Consider the following 15,988-nt stretch of genomic DNA (forward strand, 5'->3'; position numbering starts at 1 on the left):
TCGGTCGCAATCGGTGTCACAGAGGCTATATTCCAAGGAACAGGAGGCCACATGACACGCACGCTTGCCTTTGTTTTCTTGGCACTAATCCCGCTGTCCGTCTGGGCGGCGGATGGCACGGCGACGACGGATGACAGTTTTGTCCGCCCGGTTGGTGACAGCGAACTCAGCGAGTTTCTTTGGGTCAACCGACCCATCGTGGTCTTTGCCGACACGCCGGCGGACCCGCGATTCCAGCAACAGATCGACATGTTGGTCGAAGGCGAAGCCGCAATGCGTGAGCGTGACGTGGTGGTTCTGACCGATACCGACCCATCGGCGCGGTCTCCGATCCGGTCACAGTTGCGCCCACGTGGGTTCCAGATGGTGTTCGTCGACAAGGACGGTGTGGTCAAACTGCGCAAACCTGCCCCTTGGAGCGTGCGAGAAATCGGCCGGTCCATCGACAAGACACCCCTGCGTGAGCGCGAAATCCGCGATCGGCGCGAAGGCGGCTGACTGCTTGCGCCACCCCGAAAGACCCCGGCACAGAATGCCGGAGGCTTTGACGGGTATGGCAAAAGCGCAGTCATGATCACTCGAACTCGATGATCACTTCGTCCACGGCGAGGCTGTCGCCGGGGCCTGCATTGATCTTGGCAACGATGCCCTTCTTCTCGGCGCGCAGGATGTTTTCCATCTTCATCGCCTCGATGGTGCACAGTGCCTGACCTTCCTGCACCTCTTGCCCCACTTCCACGTCGATCTTCACGACCAGGCCGGGCATCGGGCACAGCAGCATTTTCGAGGTGTCGGGTGGCAGTTTTTCAGGCATCAGACGCGCCAGTTCCGCCTGGCGCGGGGTACGTATCTGCACCTTGAGATCCGCGCCGCGGTTACGGATGCGGAACCCGCCCGAGATCTTGCCCACCTTCATGACCAGCGGCGCGTCATCGACCGTCATGACGGCAAGCTGATCGCCCGGGGTCCAATCACCCGTCACCCGCATTTCCTGACCATCGTCAAACCTGATCGTGGCCCCATCCTGATCCGCGTCAACCTTGACGGGCCACTGGATCTCGCGCCCGAAGGAGACAACCCAATCGGTGCCGACCTTGCGTTCGTGATTGTCCATCCGGCCCGACACGCGGGTCCGGCGAATTTCAGCGACGCGATGCATGGCCGCGCAGGACGCTGCAATCCGGCGCAGGTCTGCCTCGGCCAGTTCCACGCCCTCGAACCCCTCGGGGTATTCCTCGGCGATGAAGGCCGTGGTCATATCACCGCTGATGAATTTGGGATGATCCATCACGGCGGACAGGAACGGCAGGTTGTGGCCAATGCCATCAACCTCGAAACTGTCCAGCGCCACGCGCATCGCCTCGATCGCCTGATCACGGGTCGGGGCCCAGGTACACAGTTTGGCAATCATCGGATCGTAATACATGCTGATCTCACCGCCCTCATAGACGCCGGTATCATTGCGAACAGCAACATCACCTTCGGGCGCATCCCACTGCCATTTGCCGTTGGCCAGCATCGGTCCGGCTGCCGTCTCCTGAGGCGGGCGATACCGGGTCAGACGGCCAATCGAGGGCAGGAAGCCGCGATACGGATCCTCGGCGTACAGGCGGTTTTCGATCGCCCATCCGGTCAGTGTCACGTCGTCCTGCGTGATCGACAGCTTTTCACCCGCTGCCACGCGGATCATCTGTTCGACCAGATCAACGCCGGTGATCAGTTCGGTAACAGGGTGTTCCACCTGCAAGCGCGTGTTCATTTCCAGGAAGTAGAAGTTCTTTTCGCCGTCAACGATGAACTCTACCGTTCCCGCGCTGGAATAGCCCACGGCCTTGGCCAGGGCCACGGCCTGTTCCCCCATGGCTTTGCGCGTCGCTTCGTCCAGAAACGGCGACGGCGCTTCTTCCACGACTTTCTGGTTCCGGCGCTGGATCGAGCATTCGCGCTCGCCCAGGTAGATACCGTTTCCATGGCTGTCGCACAGAACCTGAATTTCGATGTGACGCGGTTGGGTCACAAATTTCTCGATGAATATCCGATCATCCCCGAACGAGCTTGCGGCTTCGTTCTTTGACGACTGAAAGCCTTCGCGCGCCTCGTCATCATTCCACGCGATCCGCATGCCCTTGCCGCCGCCCCCGGCGCTGGCCTTGATCATGACGGGATAGCCGATCTCGTTCGAGATTTTGACCGCCTCTTCCGCGTCTTCGATCAGCCCCATGTATCCGGGAACCGTCGACACATTCGCGTCCTGCGCGATTTTCTTCGAGGTGATCTTGTCGCCCATCGCCTCGATCGCGCCCTTCGGGGGACCGACGAAAACCACGCCTTCGGCTTCCAGCGCCTCGGCAAATTTTGCATTTTCGGACAGGAAGCCATAACCGGGATGGACCGCCTGCGCGCCGCTCTGGCGGATGGCGTCCATCACCTTGTCGATCACGATGTAAGACTGGTTTGCAGGTGGGGGGCCGATATGAATGGCTTCGTCCGCCATCGACACATGCAGCGCGTTCTTGTCCGCGTCCGAGAAAATGGCGACGGTGCCGATACCCATCTTGCGGGCAGTCTTGATAACCCGGCAGGCGATCTCGCCCCGGTTGGCGATCAGGATCTTATTGAACATGGAACGTCCTTTGGCTTGGTGTTCTGGAAACGCAAAACGCCGCCGCAGGGAACAATCCCCACGACGGCGTGATGCGCGATGACGGGCGGGACGACATGCGCCCCGCAAAATATGCGTTAGTTACAGGTGTTCTGAGTCTTGCAGTACAGCACGTTGCCCGCCGCGCCGACGGCTGCGCCAAACAACGGGTCCGCGTTGAGGACGGCCGCCCCCACTGCCCCGGCACCGCCGCCGAGGATTGCCTGTTCGCCCGTGGTGTCTCCGCAGGCGGCCAGCCCCGCGCAGGCCGTCGCAACAAGGATGAAGCGTGAGAATCGCATAGTATCTGCCCTTTTTGGTTTCTTGGTCCTTTTCGGGTCAGATGCGCGAAACACGCCCTGTTATTCAATATCAACGGACGCGCAGGCGATTTTTGTGCGGGATTTTGCCTCTTTTTGTCCGTGACAGGCAAAAAGAAAAACGCGGACAGGACTATGTGGGGAACACAAGCCTGCCCGCGCAAGGAAGGGGTACGGAATAGTAGGTGCATGTGCGGCGCAGGCAAAGTAGAGCCGCACGGCTCATCCAGTTTGCACAGCACAATATTGCCAGCAAACACAGTATTGTTTCCAATCGGGATTTCGGCTGGAATCTGCCCACACCGGGAAATGCCGCGCAACTTCGCGCCGATACCGGTTCGATCCTGCTCGGGCATTTGCAGCCGCTTTACCGTCACAGTTTCGTGACAGATCAAGCTGCTTTCCGCGCGTTTCGCGGTTGCAGCATCACGGCTCTCGGTCAGCGTTGGACATACAGAACCGCCTTGCGCCAATGCGTTATCAAAGCGGCTCAAGACGTCGTGTTTCAGCGCAGTAAAAAACACACATTTGCTTGAAAAATCAACGCCTTCACTTCCCATTCTCGTGATTTCCCAAGGTTTGAACCTCGTGAAACGGTCCGTGTGCACACTCGCACTCAAAGGAACACCCACATGACGAAGACTAGAAAAAAGGCACTCCTGCTTGCTGCCTCTGCGCTTTGTGTGACCAGCACGCTTGCCTTTGCTCAGGATGCCCAAACCCAAGCCGAACTTGACGCCTTGCGCGCCCGGGTCGAGGCGCTGGAATCCGCCAGTGCCAGCCCCGCCAACGGTGACTTCCGTATCGGTAACACCGTTCTGGACGTTTATGGGTATGTAAAGGCAGACTTCTTCTACGATTTCGAGTTCGATCAGGGCGACACGGCGTTCGTGAATGTCATCGGGGAACCGTCGGCCGCGACCGATGGTACATTTGGTGCCACCGTCCGCCAATCGCGGATCGGTCTGCGCACCACCACCCCAAGCGGTATCGGCGATATCGGCGGGCAACTGGAACTGGATCTGTTCGGTTCCGGCGGAACGGCCGAACTGCGTGTACGCCACGCCAATATCACCATCGGTGACAACTGGCTGATCGGACAGACCTGGACCAACTTCATGCCGCTGGACACCTACCCGACCTCGGTGGAATTCAATGGCCCCGTTGGTATTCCCTTCGCACGGGTTCCGCAGGTTCGCTACACAAACTCTTTCGGAACGAACACATCCTTCGCCGTTTCGATCGAAGAGAATGTCGGCGGTTCGAATTCGGACGACCCGGTTTTGACCGCATCCGCCGAGTACAATGACGGGACATATATCGCGCGTGTGTCCGGCCTCTATGGCAAGGCGGAATCCGGCAATGTCGAAGTTGATCAGACCGGGTTCACGATATCCGGCTCGGTTCGCCCGTGGCAGGGCGGCCTGTTCCAGGTCAACTATGTGAACGGCGAGGCACTCGGCCCGTACCTGATCGGCCTTGGTGATCCCATCGTGAATGGCCAGGCCAACGACGTGGATGGATACACCATCGAATTCCGGCAGGATCTGAGCCCGAAATGGAATGTTGGCATTGCATACGGCAAAGAAGACTATGACCTGCCGACCTCGACCGGAACCCTGTCGTTTACCGAGTTGGAAACGATCCACGTCAACGCATTTTACAAGGCAACCGAAGATCTGACACTCAGCGCCGAGTACATCTATGGTGAACGGAACGACGCGCCGACCGGCAGAACCTTTGACGGAAACCGCGTTCAGCTGGCTGCTCAGTTGAACTTCTGATGCCGCACACGGATCCTGCCCGGTTTCGGGCAGGGTCATCCCGAAACCGGTCTTGAAGGGCTGATATGCGGCGGCTTTGATCACGATCAGCCTGTCCCGTCGATTACGTCGGGAAAGGACGCACGGGCGGCGTCCACATCGATCACCAGCATCGCGTCATAGCTGGCCGGATCAAAAGGATCTTCCGCCGGGATGACTTCGCGCCCGAAAAACCAGCTGAGACGTCCGGCATCCAGATTGCCCCTCTCGAACGGCTGATCGCCGAAATGCGCCCAAAGGGCCTCCATGAAGGCGGCATCGGCGCGTTTGTCCGCTGGTTTGCGATCCCGGAACCGTTCCCGCCGCGTCAACGGCGTCACACCCTTGGGATTGGCGCGGCGAATAGTGAACTGAAAATCGGTGCCTGAAAGACGCCCCGGGAATCCGCGATGTTTCAGCATGGCGACACTCCGCAGCTTTGTTTTGCAGACAATAATAGTTCGAACCCGAACTTGGATGGGATCATGTTGCGCACCTCCAAAGCCGCACCGTTGGTCTGAGATGCTTTGACGTCGTGACAGCGTGAGTTCATGGTCAAAGCCCTTCCCAGATACACCGGGACTGCTCCAGCCGGTAGGCTTCAAAATACTGTGTCGCGTCCGGAGCGGTGTCGCCGAATTCCACCGGGCGGTCAGACAGGGAAATGACAACTCTTGATGGCTGCAATTCGTGCAGAGCCACGTAGGGAACGGCAAGAATTTGGCACAGATGCTCCATATCCCTGGACGCCACGTCATAGCCGATCCGCCCCACTGATGCTCCGATCTTCGGGGCGACAAATCGAAAGCGCACCCAAAGCTCACCGGGGTTGTTGTCCAGCAGGACATCGCTCAGGTGTACCGGCTGACCGGACGGCACCGGCAATGAACTGTCTGTCTGGGCAAAAACAGGAGCGCCGAGCGCGCACAGTACCAGACATATGGCACGATCCCGGACCCACCGAAGGCAGGCTCCTCCTTCCGGGATCGCGCGCGCAGTGCATTTGGCCTGCGCGGTTCTATGTCTGACGGGTCGGATCATTCAACTATTTGTCGCTTTTTGTCAATTCCGCCGCAATTTTGAGCATTTTTTGCTCAGAATCGGACTGCCGGTGCCAACAACCGGGGCGGACAACGCCGCCCCGAATGGGTCAAAGCGGAATATTGTCGTGCTTTTTCCATGGGTTCTTAAGCTGTTTGCCGCGCAAACTGGCAAAGGCCCTGGACACGCGCCGGCGGGTCGAATGCGGCATGATCACCTCGTCGACGAACCCGCGTTCGGCGGCGACAAAGGGGTTTGCAAACCGATCTTCGTAATCGGCGACGTGCTGTGCGGTCTTTTCCGCATCATGCAAATCTGCCCGGTGAATGATCTCGGTTGCACCCTTGGCACCCATCACCGCAATTTCGGCTGTCGGCCAGGCATAGTTGAAATCGCCGCGCAGATGTTTGGACGCCATAACCACATAGGCACCGCCATACGCCTTGCGCGTGATCACCGTGACCTTGGGCACGGTCGCCTCACCATATGCATAAAGCAGCTTTGCTCCGTGCTTGATCACACCGCTGTATTCCTGCTGAGTGCCCGGCAGAAAGCCCGGAACATCGACAAGCGTCAGGATCGGAATTTCGAAACAGTCGCAGAACCGCACGAACCGCGCCGCCTTGCGCGAACTGTCGATGTCCAGACATCCCGCCAAAACCATCGGCTGGTTTGCCACCACACCTACGGTCTGACCTTCCAGCCGGATAAAGCCGGTGATGATGTTCTTGGCGAAATCTTCCTGAATTTCGTAGAAGTCACCCTCATCGGCTATTTTGGTGATGAGTTCCTTCATGTCGTAGGGCGTGTTCGGATTGTCCGGAACCAGAGTGTCCAGCGAATCCTCGATCCGGTGAGGGTCATCAAAGAACGGGCGCACCGGAGGTTTTTCGCGGTTGTTGAGCGGCAGGAAATCCACCAGGCGGCGCACTTCTGCCAATGCTTCCACATCGTTTTCGAACGCGGCATCGGCGACCGAGGATTTCTTGGTGTGGGTCGAGGCGCCACCCAGTTCTTCTGCCGTTACAACCTCGTTGGTAACCGTTTTGACCACGTCGGGGCCTGTCACGAACATGTAAGACGAGTCTTTGACCATAAAGATAAAGTCAGTCATCGCGGGACTGTAAACCGCACCGCCGGCGCATGGGCCCATGATTACGCTGATCTGCGGAACCACACCCGAGGCCGTGATGTTGCGCTGAAACACTTCGGCATACCCGGCCAGCGAAGCCACGCCTTCCTGGATTCGCGCACCGCCCGAATCGTTGATTCCGACAATTGGTGCTCCGTTTTGCACCGCCATATCCATGATCTTGCAGATTTTCTGGGCATGCGTCTCGGACAGCGACCCACCAAAGACCGTAAAGTCCTGGCTGAACACATAGACCATGCGTCCGTTGATGGTGCCCCAGCCGGTGACAACACCATCACCGGCAGGTTTTTGATTTTCCATTCCGAATTCGGTGCATCGATGACTGACGAACATGTCGAATTCTTCAAAGCTGCCCTCATCCAGCAGCAACTCGATCCGCTCTCGCGCTGTCAGCTTTCCGCGCGCATGCTGGGCATCAATCCGCCTCTGCCCGCCGCCCAGTCGTGCGTCGTTGCGGCGGTTTTCCAACTCGGAAAGGATGTCTTTCATGACGATTATCCCCTGTAAAATTTGCCGGGACCCTACCCTTTTGCGCCTCTCATCCAAAGCTCTTTTCGGCAAATTTGCAAATATTCAGCAACAACAATCTGGATAACTGTAAACTTGCTAAGTCTCTTGTTGAGATCGATGGATTGCTGGCAATCCAAAATTCCATGACTATACATGTGAACCATGCAGTTCAGCTCTCGCGCGGTTCACCGCACACCACCCACATTGGCGACACTTGTATTGCTCGCGGGCTTGACTGCGCTGAGCATGAACCTGTTTCTGCCGAGCCTGCCGAACATGGCCGCGTATTTCGGCGCCGATTACAAGGTCATGCAGCTGTCGATCGCGCTGTATCTTCTGGTCAATGCCGTTCTGCAAATCCTGATCGGACCGCTCGCAGACAAGGCAGGTCGCAGGCCTGTTCTGCTGTGGGGGATCGGCTTGTTCCTGCTCGCCACGCTTGGATGCATCTATGCGCCCAAAGTTGAAATCTTTCTGGCGTTCAGAATGTGTCAGGCGGTCGTGGTTGTTGGCATGGTTCTCAGCCGGGCCGCGGTCAGGGATATGTACGATCAGGATCAGGCGGCATCGATGATCGGATACGTGACAATGGGTATGGCCGTGGTCCCGATGATCGGCCCGGCGATCGGCGGGCTGCTCGAGGAAAGCTTTGGATGGAAAGCGAACTTCTGGCTGCCTTTCGCCCTGGGCGCCTTGACGCTTGCCTTGACCTTCGCGGATTTTGGCGAAACGTCAGCCAAAAGCGGCAAGACCCTTGTTCAGCAATTCAAGGAATACCCCGAACTGCTGACCTCGCCACGGTTCTGGGGCTATTCACTATCCTGCGCGCTGTCTTCGGGCACCTTCTTTGCCTATCTCGGTGGCGCGCCCTTTATAGGAACCGAACTGTTCGGGCTAAGCGCGACACAGGTCGGCATTTATTTCGGCGCACCGGCAGTCGGTTATTTTGTTGGCAACTTTCTGAGCGGTCGTTTCTCAATGCAGATTGGCATCAACCGGATGGTGCTATGGGGCAGCCTGCTGAACGCTTTGGGCGTTGCGCTTTCGGCATCCTTGTTCCTCACAGGTCTGGGCACCGCACTCAGCTTTTTCAGCTTGATGACCTTTGTGGGCGTCGGAAACGGCATGGCCATTCCCAATGCCACTTCCGGCGCATTGTCTGTTCGTCCGCATCTGGCCGCAACCGCCTCGGGGCTGAGCGGCGCAATCATGCTGGGCGGCGGCGCGGGCCTGAGCGCGTTGGCAGGCACCCTGCTGACCCGGGAAACCGGTGCCATGCCCTTGCTCTGGCTGATGCTCACCTCCGCAGTTCTGGCGATTTTCGCAATTGGATCCGTCATTCGACGAGAACGGCAATTGGGGCTGTAACGACTTGCCCCGAAAACTTTGCAAAGTTAATCTTCCAAAACAGAAAACTTGCAAAGGCACCTCATGGCCACCCAAAAGCTCTATGCCGGCGCGAAACTGCGTGAAATGCGCACGCGACTGGCCCTGACACAACGCGAATTCGCTGCGAAACTGGGTGTTTCACTCCCATATCTAAACCAGATGGAGAACAACAACCGGCCGATCTCGACCACGGTTGTGTTGGCTCTGGCGCAAGAATTCGGGATGGATGTCACCGAGCTCAGCACCGGCGACAGCGAGCGACTGGTGTCGGATATGCGCGAAGCTCTGGCCGACCCGGTTTTTGCGGATATTCTGCCGCCACTTGCCGATTTACGCCTGACGGCATCAAACGCCCCGGCCTTGGCCCGCGCATTTATCGAGCTGCACAAAACCTACCGCCAAACGCATGAACGCCTCGCCTCACTGGACGAAGCTTTGGGGCGAGAAGACGCCCGAATGCAGGCCAGCCCCTGGGAAGAGGTGCGGGACTTCTTCCACTATTGCGACAACTATATCGACGCCGTGGACCGGGCGGCAGAGCTGTTCGCCAATCGCGCGGAAAGCCCGGGCAGCATCCGGCAGGCTGCTTTGAACAGCCTGACAGAGCGTGGCATTCAAGTGATGTTCTCTGACATCGCCCCTTTGCGCACCTATGACGCCGAAAGCAAAATCCTGCGCCTTTCCTCCCGCTCGACTCCGCAAACGCAAGTGTTTCAGCTGCTGTTGCAGGTCGCATTGATCAGCCAGGACAAACTGCTGGAAGCGACACTGGATTTTGCCAAGTTCCAAAGCGACGAGGCGCGGTCCATCGCCAAGATCGGCCTTGCCAATTATTTCGCCGGCGCTTCCTTGATGCCCTATTCCGCATTTCTGACCGCCGCTCAGGAAGAGCGCCACGACCTGGAGCTGCTCAGTAACCGTTTCGGCGCATCGATCGAGCAGGTTGCGCATAGACTGTCGACGCTGCAACGCCCCGGCGCAAAAGGTATCCCGTTCTTTTTTGTTCGCGTGGATCAGGCCGGGACGATCACGAAACGGCACTCGGCCACGCGTCTGCAATTTGCACGGTTCGGTGGCGCCTGCCCCCTTTGGAACGTGCATCGGGCCTTTGAAACGCCGGGCCATTTCCTTCGGCAACTGGCAGAAACGCCGGATGGCGTGCGTTACATCTCGCTGGCTCGGGATGTGTCGAAATCAGGCGGTTCATTCGGCGCACCGGTCAGGCGGTACGCAATTGCGCTGGGGTGCGAGGTGCGCCATGCCCCGGCGCTCGTGTATGCCGACAACCTCGACATTAACAACGCCAGCGCTTACGAGCCCATCGGCATTTCCTGCCGCATCTGCGAGCGCCAAAACTGCCACCAGCGTTCGGTCCCGCCGCTGGAGCGCCGTCTCAGCATCGACACCCATACGCGCGGCACCCTGCCATACGAAGTCACCTGATTTCGCATGGCTAAAAATCTACCGGGGAACCCCATCCCGGGCCGGGGCAACGAGTGCCCCGGCACTGGTGTTCAGGCCTTGGACAAAATCGCCCAGATTTCGTCTTTCAGCGCTGCCCGTTTCTTGCGCAAATCAACTTCGGCCAGCTCTTCCATGGGTTCGACGTTGGTTTCGGCCCGGTGCACAACGCGATTGACCTCGTGATACTCATCAGCCAGACGGGCGAAATGCGCGTCCGTTTGCTTGAGCTGGCTCATCAGTTCAACCTTGTCCGGAAACTCTTCGGCCAGTTCATGCGGGGTGTGGGACATGTCTGTTCGCTCCTTCATATGTCGTTGCATATCAGTGGTAGAAGCGTGACGCGCCGCCCACTTTGACGCGGATCAATTTCATACAGGAAAAATTCAGAATTCAGCGTCGCGCAGCACGCCAACCCGCAGCACGTGCTTCGGCAGCAGAGCAGAACCATCGCTCGCCCTTGGCTGCACTGATCCGGGTTTTGGCATAGTACCTCTGGCCCGGTTCGTGAAAGATCTTTTCGCCCTTTGACGAAACATTTCCTTTGATCAGGCATGTTTCAGAGGATTTTGGTTTCTTGCGCGCCCTGTGGACCCAAGGCACCTGAATCTGTGTCTTGTGCAATCCCCTTTTTCCATTCCTCGCGACCTGTTCGGCACCTGCATACGCGTCCGAATATTTGCGGTACGCAAAGGCCAAGCCCTGCTCTACAATCCGGGCGGCGACGTCTTCGCGTTCCATGCTGCACCGGGCAACGATGCGACCGTAGCGATCCCGATCCACCGGGACACATGCCGTCATCCGTCCCTGAAACTGTTCCCGAACCGCATGAGTGACCCAAGCCCCGCACGGCCAGCTTGATCCGTCGGAATCCTGACAGGTCTGATCCAGTTCGGGCGCATCGATACCGTGCAGCCGCACCCGGACACCACCGACGTTCCAGGTATCCGCATCAACGACGTCAACCCGACCTGCAAGTTGCTCTGCGGCATGGGTCAGACCTGGCAGCAGAAGAACAAAGGTTAAACAAATCCTTAACATGCCCCCGATATGCGCGGTATTTCACACACGTTCAACCGGGGGCCGTTTGGAAGGGTTAACGCTGAGCGGTCGCCCAGCTGGGGTGGATCCACGGACGATCATTGGCCTTCGGCAACGGATCCTTGCCCAAAAGCGAGTCCGACACTTTTTCACCCACCATGATCGACGGCGCATTCAGGTTGCCGTTGGTGATCTGCGGAAAAATGGAACTGTCCGCAACGCGCAACCCGTCCACGCCGATGACACGGCCTTCGGGATCGACCACCGCGTTCTTGTCATCCGCACGCCCCATCCGGCACGTACCGCAGGGGTGATAGGCGCTTTCCGCATGTTCCGCGATAAAGGCGTTCAGTTCTTCATCCGTTTGGACCGCGGAACCGGGCTGAATTTCCTTGCCCGCATAGGGTTTGAAGGCGGCTTGCCCAAAGATTTCGCGGGTCAGTCGGATACAGGTGCGGAAATCCTCCCAATCCTTTTCATGGCTCATATAGTTGAACTTGATCACCGGCGCGTCTGCGGCCTGGGCAGAGCGCAATGTGACCGCCCCGCGTGACGGCGACCGCATCGGGCCGACATGCGCCTGGAACCCGTGCCCCTCGGCAGCGGCCTGCCCATCATAGCGAACCGCAATCGGCAGGAAGTGGTATTGAATATCAGGATATTCCACGCCCGGTTTCGACCGGATGAACGCCGCGCTTTCGAACTGGTTCGACGCGCCCAGTCCCGTTTTGGTAAACAGCCATTGCGCCCCGATCAGGCCCTTGCTGAACAGGTTCCAGTGCTTGTAGAGCGTGATCGGTTGCAGCGACGCCTGTTGTATATACAGCTCCAGATGGTCCTGTAGGTTGGCACCAACCCCCGGGCGATCCGCCACGACGTCAATCCCATGCTCGGCCAGATGCGCCGCTGGGCCGATACCGGACAACATCAGCAGCTTGGGCGAATTGATCGACGATGCCGCTAGAACGACTTCGCGCCGGGCCTTGATGACCTCTTTCCTGCCGCCACGGATCAGTTCGACCCCTGTGGCGCGACCGTTTTCCATGACAACCCGAGACGCAAGACCGCGCACGATATCGCAATTGTCGCGCTTGAGCGCGGGTTTCAGATAGGCATTCGCCGCAGACCAGCGCCGCCCTTTCCAGACGGTCTGCTCCATCGGGCCAAAGCCTTCCTGCTTTTCGCCGTTATAGTCGCCCGTGACTTCGTAACCGGCCTGCTGACCGGCGTCCACAAAGGCCTGAAACAACGGGTTCTCACGCGGGCCGCGCGACACGTGCAGCGGACCGTCAGTGCCGCGCCATGCCGGATCGCCCCCATGGCCGCCGTCGTGCCAGGTCTCCATCCGTTTGTAATAAGGCAATACATCCGCGTAAGACCAACCGTCAGCCCCCATCTCGGCCCAGGTATCGAAATCGCGCGCGTGGCCGCGAACATAGACCATGCCGTTGATCGAGGACGACCCGCCGATCACCTTGCCGCGCGGGCAGGCCAGACGGCGGTTGTTCAGATGCGGTTCAGGCTCGGACTGATAACCCCAGTCATAGCGCGACATGTTCATCGGATAGCTCAGCGCCGCCGGCATCTGAATGAACGGCCCCATGTCGGTGCCGCCGTGTTCGATCACCAGAACCGAGGCCCCGGCCGCGCTCAGACGATATGCCATTGCGCAGCCTGCGGACCCTGCGCCGACGATGACAAAATCTGCTTCCATTTCCACAACTCCTGCCCCGCCGAGAAGGATGGATGCCTCCGGCGGGAGTATTTTCGAAAAGATGAAGAGGTTATTCGCCGCGTGGGAACCGGGCGTTTTCCTCGACGATGTTCAGATCCATGTGATTGCGCATGTAGCGTTCCGACGCTTTTTGCAGCGGCTGATAGTCCCACGGGTAGTATCCGCCCTGCCGCAGCGCTTCGTACACAACCCAACGCCGCGCCTGGCTGGCGCGGACATCGGCGTCGAAACGATCCAGATCCCAACGGGCTTCGGATTTGGCACGCAGTGTTTGCAGCGTACCTGCGTGTTCGGGGCTGTCTGCAAGATTGTTCAGTTCCTGCGGGTCGGCCTCAAGATCAAACAACTGATCAGGGTCCAGCGCACAGCGGTTGTATTTCCACTTGCCATATCGCAACGAGACCAGCGGTGCGTAGGATGCTTCGGCCGCGTATTCCATGGCCACCGGTGTGGTTCGCTCTTCGCCCAGCGCCAACGGCACGAGGTTTTCGCCATCGGTCCAGGAGGCGATCTCGGCCATGTCTACGCCGGCCAGCGCCCCCAGGGTCGGCGTTACGTCTATTGTTGACACCGGAGCATCAATCCGGCCGGCGGGCAGATCAGGCGAGGCGATCATAAGCGGCACACGCGCCGAGCCTTCGTAGAAGTTCATCTTGAACCACAGCCCGCGTTCGCCCAGCATGTCGCCGTGATCCGAAACGAACAGGATGATCGCCTCTTGCCGGGTGGTTTCCAGCACTTCGAGGATTTCGCCGATCTTGTCGTCCAGATAGGAAATATTGGCGAAATAGGCGCGGCGCGACTTGCGGATATCTTCTTGGGTGATGTCGAAACTGCGCCAGTCGTTGGCATCGAAGATGCGCTTGGCATGAGGGTCCTGATTGTCGTAGCCGATATCAGCGACCTCGGGCAGCAGATGCGCGCAATCCTCGTACAGATCCCAGTATTTGCGGCGGGCCACGTATGGATCATGCGGATGGGTGAAGCTGACGGTTACACACCAAGGGCGATCATCCTTGCCGCGTGCCAGATCATAAAGCTTGGCCTTGGCGTTGTAAGCCACCTCGTCATCGTACTCCATCTGGTTCGAGATTTCTGCAACGCCTGCGCCCGTCACAGACCCCATGTTGTGATACCACCAGTCGATGCGCTCTCCCGGTTTGCGGTAATCCGGGGTCCAGCCGAAATCGGCCGGATAGATGTCGGTGGTCAGGCGGTCTTCGAACCCGTGCATCTGGTCGGGACCCACAAAATGCATCTTGCCCGACAGGCAGGTGTAATAGCCCGCGCGACGCAGGTGATGTGCGTATGTGGGGATGTCGCTGCGGAACTCGGCCGCGTTGTCATAGACCCCGGTGCGCGACGGCAATTGACCGGACATGAAGCTGGCCCGCCCGGGCGCACACAAGGGCGACGCCGTGTAGGCATTGGCAAACCGGGTTGACCGTTCTGCCAGTTTCTTCAGGTTCGGAGCGTGAAGCCAGTCAGCAGGACCGTCTGGAAAGAGAGTCCCGTTCAGCTGATCCACCATCAGGATCAGAATGTTCGGTTTTGTCATTTTTTAGCCTCGAGCAGAGTATTGAGCACACGCATCGCATGGTTCACGGCCAGTTGCGGTTCTTCGGGTGCGCTGAGTGCGGCGCGGATGTACAGACCGTCAATCAGGGCAACCATGTTCTCGGCCGCCTCTTGCGGGTCGGCCAACCTGTGCCGCAGGGCGTGGGTCAGATTAGATTTGATGCGGGCCTGATAGATCTGCCACAGGCGCAGGGCATCATCATTGGTCTGAGCCAGCACGTAGAAGGTCATCCAGGCCGCGATCACATCGGGTGTGAAACAAGAAGGCGCAAAACACGCCCTGACGATCGCCTGCGCCCTTTCGTTTGGCGCAGCCGCTTTCAGCTCGCCCCTTGCTTCTTCCCCGAAGTCCGACAGGATCCGGCGCATGGCGGCCAGAAAGATCTGATCCTTGCCGCCGAAATAGTGGTGCGCAAGCGCGCTGGACATGCCCGCACGTTTGGCAATCTGACTGACGGTTACATCAAGGGATTTCTTCACGCCCAGCTCAGCGATTGTCGCGCGAACAATCGCATCCCGGCGGATTGGCTCCATTCCGACTTTTGGCATCGTTCTCCCCTTGAGCAGGCGTCACGGGACCACGCTAGGGGGTTTTTATTGACTCGTCAATTAATGAAAAATCAGGGAGCGGTGTCGTTACAGCTTCGGCGCAATACTGGGAGGCGTCAAGTCCCGGCGGTTCAACACGAATTCGCGCCAAGAGATAAAGCTTACGGCGGCAAGGATCAGCGTGCCACCCGCGACAACCCAAACGTCAACGCTTTCATGGAAAACCGCAGCGCCCAGGATCGTGGCCCATATCAGCTGAAGAAACGTCACCGGCTGCGTGACGGCCACTGGCGCCGCCTGAAGCGCCAGGGTCATGAAATAGTGCCCGGCGGTCGCAAAGCAGGCCACCAGAAAAAGAACCCCGATATCCCGCAGGCTTGGCTGTGTCCAAACGGCGATTGCAAAGGGTATCAAGGCAATGGTCACCCAGATCGACAGATGTGCCACAACGACGGCGGGCGGTACGTCACGCACCAGAATCTTGGCCAACAAATACGACCCCCCAAGGGTCAGGGCCGTTCCCAGCATGGCCAGATGGCCTGATGACACTTCGCGAAACCCGGGCCGCAGGATGATCAGGACGCCAATCAGAGCGACCAGAATCGCGGCAATCCGGCGAAAGGCCAGCTTTTCGCCCAAAAACAGGGCCGCCCCCAGTGTGACGTAAACCGGAGTCATGTAATTCATGGCTGTAACTTCGGCCAGTGGTATCTGTGTCATCGCAAAGAACCAGAGCATGACCGCAACCGCATGCACGACACCTCGCAG

General features: G+C 58.6%; 16 protein-coding genes. 5 read left to right on the forward strand and 11 right to left on the reverse strand.

Annotated elements, in window-relative coordinates:
* The first annotated feature begins 51 nt into the window (after window positions 1–51).
* Complete coding sequence (locus AC2FNN_RS14690; RefSeq protein ID WP_496759275.1) at window positions 52–498, forward strand: DUF4174 domain-containing protein; 447 nt, start codon at window positions 52–54, stop codon at window positions 496–498.
* 76 nt (window positions 499–574) lie between these two features.
* Here the strand turns inward: AC2FNN_RS14690 and AC2FNN_RS14695 are convergent, their stop codons facing one another.
* A complete protein-coding gene (locus AC2FNN_RS14695) occupies window positions 575–2,623 on the reverse strand; it encodes an acetyl-CoA carboxylase biotin carboxylase subunit (protein WP_496759276.1) in 2,049 nt (682 codons plus the stop codon).
* 116 nt (window positions 2,624–2,739) lie between these two features.
* Window positions 2,740–2,943: a hypothetical protein gene (locus tag AC2FNN_RS14700; RefSeq protein WP_496759277.1), complete on the reverse strand. Its 204-nt coding sequence runs from the start codon at window positions 2,941–2,943 to the stop codon at window positions 2,740–2,742.
* 203 nt (window positions 2,944–3,146) lie between these two features.
* Here AC2FNN_RS14700 and AC2FNN_RS14705 point away from each other — a divergent pair, with 203 nt between their 5' ends.
* Entirely contained in the window at window positions 3,147–3,497 is a 351-nt protein-coding gene (locus tag AC2FNN_RS14705; protein ID WP_496759278.1) for a hypothetical protein, read from the forward strand.
* A gap of 96 nt (window positions 3,498–3,593) precedes the next feature.
* The gene (locus AC2FNN_RS14710; RefSeq protein WP_496759279.1) at window positions 3,594–4,745 is read left to right on the forward strand and encodes a DcaP family trimeric outer membrane transporter; all 1,152 of its coding nucleotides are present in this window, start codon (window positions 3,594–3,596) and stop codon (window positions 4,743–4,745) included.
* Window positions 4,746–4,831: 86 nt separating this feature from the next.
* On the opposite strand, the gene AC2FNN_RS14715 is transcribed toward AC2FNN_RS14710, so the two are convergent.
* The 3 genes from AC2FNN_RS14715 to AC2FNN_RS14725 all read right to left on the reverse strand — a co-directional run bounded on the left by AC2FNN_RS14715 (window position 4,832) and on the right by AC2FNN_RS14725 (window position 7,446).
* Window positions 4,832–5,185, reverse strand: a complete 354-nt coding sequence (locus AC2FNN_RS14715) for a hypothetical protein (protein WP_496759280.1) — start codon at window positions 5,183–5,185, stop codon at window positions 4,832–4,834.
* A gap of 133 nt (window positions 5,186–5,318) precedes the next feature.
* Window positions 5,319–5,804: a DUF6497 family protein gene (locus AC2FNN_RS14720; RefSeq protein ID WP_496759281.1), complete on the reverse strand. Its 486-nt coding sequence runs from the start codon at window positions 5,802–5,804 to the stop codon at window positions 5,319–5,321.
* Window positions 5,805–5,913: 109 nt separating this feature from the next.
* Window positions 5,914–7,446 carry an acyl-CoA carboxylase subunit beta gene (locus AC2FNN_RS14725; RefSeq protein WP_496759282.1) on the reverse strand — a complete coding sequence of 511 codons (1,533 nt, stop codon included), beginning with the start codon at window positions 7,444–7,446 and terminating at the stop codon, window positions 5,914–5,916.
* A gap of 183 nt (window positions 7,447–7,629) precedes the next feature.
* Here AC2FNN_RS14725 and AC2FNN_RS14730 point away from each other — a divergent pair, with 183 nt between their 5' ends.
* Both AC2FNN_RS14730 and AC2FNN_RS14735 read left to right on the forward strand, forming a co-directional pair.
* Window positions 7,630–8,835 carry a multidrug effflux MFS transporter gene (locus tag AC2FNN_RS14730; RefSeq protein WP_496759283.1) on the forward strand — a complete coding sequence of 402 codons (1,206 nt, stop codon included), beginning with the start codon at window positions 7,630–7,632 and terminating at the stop codon, window positions 8,833–8,835.
* Window positions 8,836–8,898: 63 nt separating this feature from the next.
* The gene (locus tag AC2FNN_RS14735; RefSeq protein WP_171227853.1) at window positions 8,899–10,299 is read left to right on the forward strand and encodes a helix-turn-helix domain-containing protein; all 1,401 of its coding nucleotides are present in this window, start codon (window positions 8,899–8,901) and stop codon (window positions 10,297–10,299) included.
* Between the two features lie 71 nt (window positions 10,300–10,370).
* Here the strand turns inward: AC2FNN_RS14735 and AC2FNN_RS14740 are convergent, their stop codons facing one another.
* The 6 genes from AC2FNN_RS14740 to AC2FNN_RS14765 form a co-directional block, all read right to left on the reverse strand.
* Window positions 10,371–10,610: an HP1242/YdcH family protein gene (locus AC2FNN_RS14740; RefSeq protein ID WP_170343650.1), complete on the reverse strand. Its 240-nt coding sequence runs from the start codon at window positions 10,608–10,610 to the stop codon at window positions 10,371–10,373.
* A 100-nt stretch (window positions 10,611–10,710) separates the two neighbouring features.
* Window positions 10,711–11,358, reverse strand: a complete 648-nt coding sequence (locus AC2FNN_RS14745) for a thermonuclease family protein (RefSeq protein WP_496759284.1) — start codon at window positions 11,356–11,358, stop codon at window positions 10,711–10,713.
* Window positions 11,359–11,413: 55 nt separating this feature from the next.
* Window positions 11,414–13,072, reverse strand: coding sequence for a choline dehydrogenase (gene betA / locus AC2FNN_RS14750; protein WP_496759285.1), 1,659 nt, complete (start codon window positions 13,070–13,072; stop codon window positions 11,414–11,416).
* A gap of 70 nt (window positions 13,073–13,142) precedes the next feature.
* Window positions 13,143–14,651: a choline-sulfatase gene (gene betC, locus AC2FNN_RS14755; RefSeq protein WP_496759286.1), complete on the reverse strand. Its 1,509-nt coding sequence runs from the start codon at window positions 14,649–14,651 to the stop codon at window positions 13,143–13,145.
* Window positions 14,648–15,220, reverse strand: a complete 573-nt coding sequence (gene betI / locus AC2FNN_RS14760) for a choline-binding transcriptional repressor BetI (protein WP_496759287.1) — start codon at window positions 15,218–15,220, stop codon at window positions 14,648–14,650. Before betI ends, betC begins: the two co-directional genes overlap by 4 nt.
* A gap of 87 nt (window positions 15,221–15,307) precedes the next feature.
* Window positions 15,308–15,988, reverse strand: a 681-nt coding sequence (locus AC2FNN_RS14765) for a DMT family transporter (RefSeq protein WP_496759288.1), incomplete at its 5' end; no start/stop codon positions are given.

This window comes from Ruegeria sp. BHSA118 (assembly GCF_059613405.1).

Bases quoted from the DNA above. Each gene is read 5' to 3' on its own strand.
- AC2FNN_RS14710 (WP_496759279.1), top strand. From the start codon at position 3,594: ATGACGAAGACTAGAAAAAAGGCACTCCTGCTTGCTGCCTCTGCGCTT.
- AC2FNN_RS14725 (WP_496759282.1), bottom strand. From the start codon at position 7,446: ATGAAAGACATCCTTTCCGAGTTGGAAAACCGCCGCAACGACGCACGA.
- AC2FNN_RS14715 (WP_496759280.1), bottom strand. From the start codon at position 5,185: ATGCTGAAACATCGCGGATTCCCGGGGCGTCTTTCAGGCACCGATTTT.
- AC2FNN_RS14720 (WP_496759281.1), bottom strand. From the start codon at position 5,804: ATGATCCGACCCGTCAGACATAGAACCGCGCAGGCCAAATGCACTGCG.
- betA (WP_496759285.1), bottom strand. From the start codon at position 13,072: ATGGAAGCAGATTTTGTCATCGTCGGCGCAGGGTCCGCAGGCTGCGCA.
- AC2FNN_RS14730 (WP_496759283.1), top strand. From the start codon at position 7,630: ATGCAGTTCAGCTCTCGCGCGGTTCACCGCACACCACCCACATTGGCG.
- betI (WP_496759287.1), bottom strand. From the start codon at position 15,220: ATGCCAAAAGTCGGAATGGAGCCAATCCGCCGGGATGCGATTGTTCGC.
- AC2FNN_RS14690 (WP_496759275.1), top strand. From the start codon at position 52: ATGACACGCACGCTTGCCTTTGTTTTCTTGGCACTAATCCCGCTGTCC.
- AC2FNN_RS14695 (WP_496759276.1), bottom strand. From the start codon at position 2,623: ATGTTCAATAAGATCCTGATCGCCAACCGGGGCGAGATCGCCTGCCGG.
- betC (WP_496759286.1), bottom strand. From the start codon at position 14,651: ATGACAAAACCGAACATTCTGATCCTGATGGTGGATCAGCTGAACGGG.
- AC2FNN_RS14745 (WP_496759284.1), bottom strand. From the start codon at position 11,358: ATGTTAAGGATTTGTTTAACCTTTGTTCTTCTGCTGCCAGGTCTGACC.
- AC2FNN_RS14740 (WP_170343650.1), bottom strand. From the start codon at position 10,610: ATGTCCCACACCCCGCATGAACTGGCCGAAGAGTTTCCGGACAAGGTT.
- AC2FNN_RS14700 (WP_496759277.1), bottom strand. From the start codon at position 2,943: ATGCGATTCTCACGCTTCATCCTTGTTGCGACGGCCTGCGCGGGGCTG.
- AC2FNN_RS14735 (WP_171227853.1), top strand. From the start codon at position 8,899: ATGGCCACCCAAAAGCTCTATGCCGGCGCGAAACTGCGTGAAATGCGC.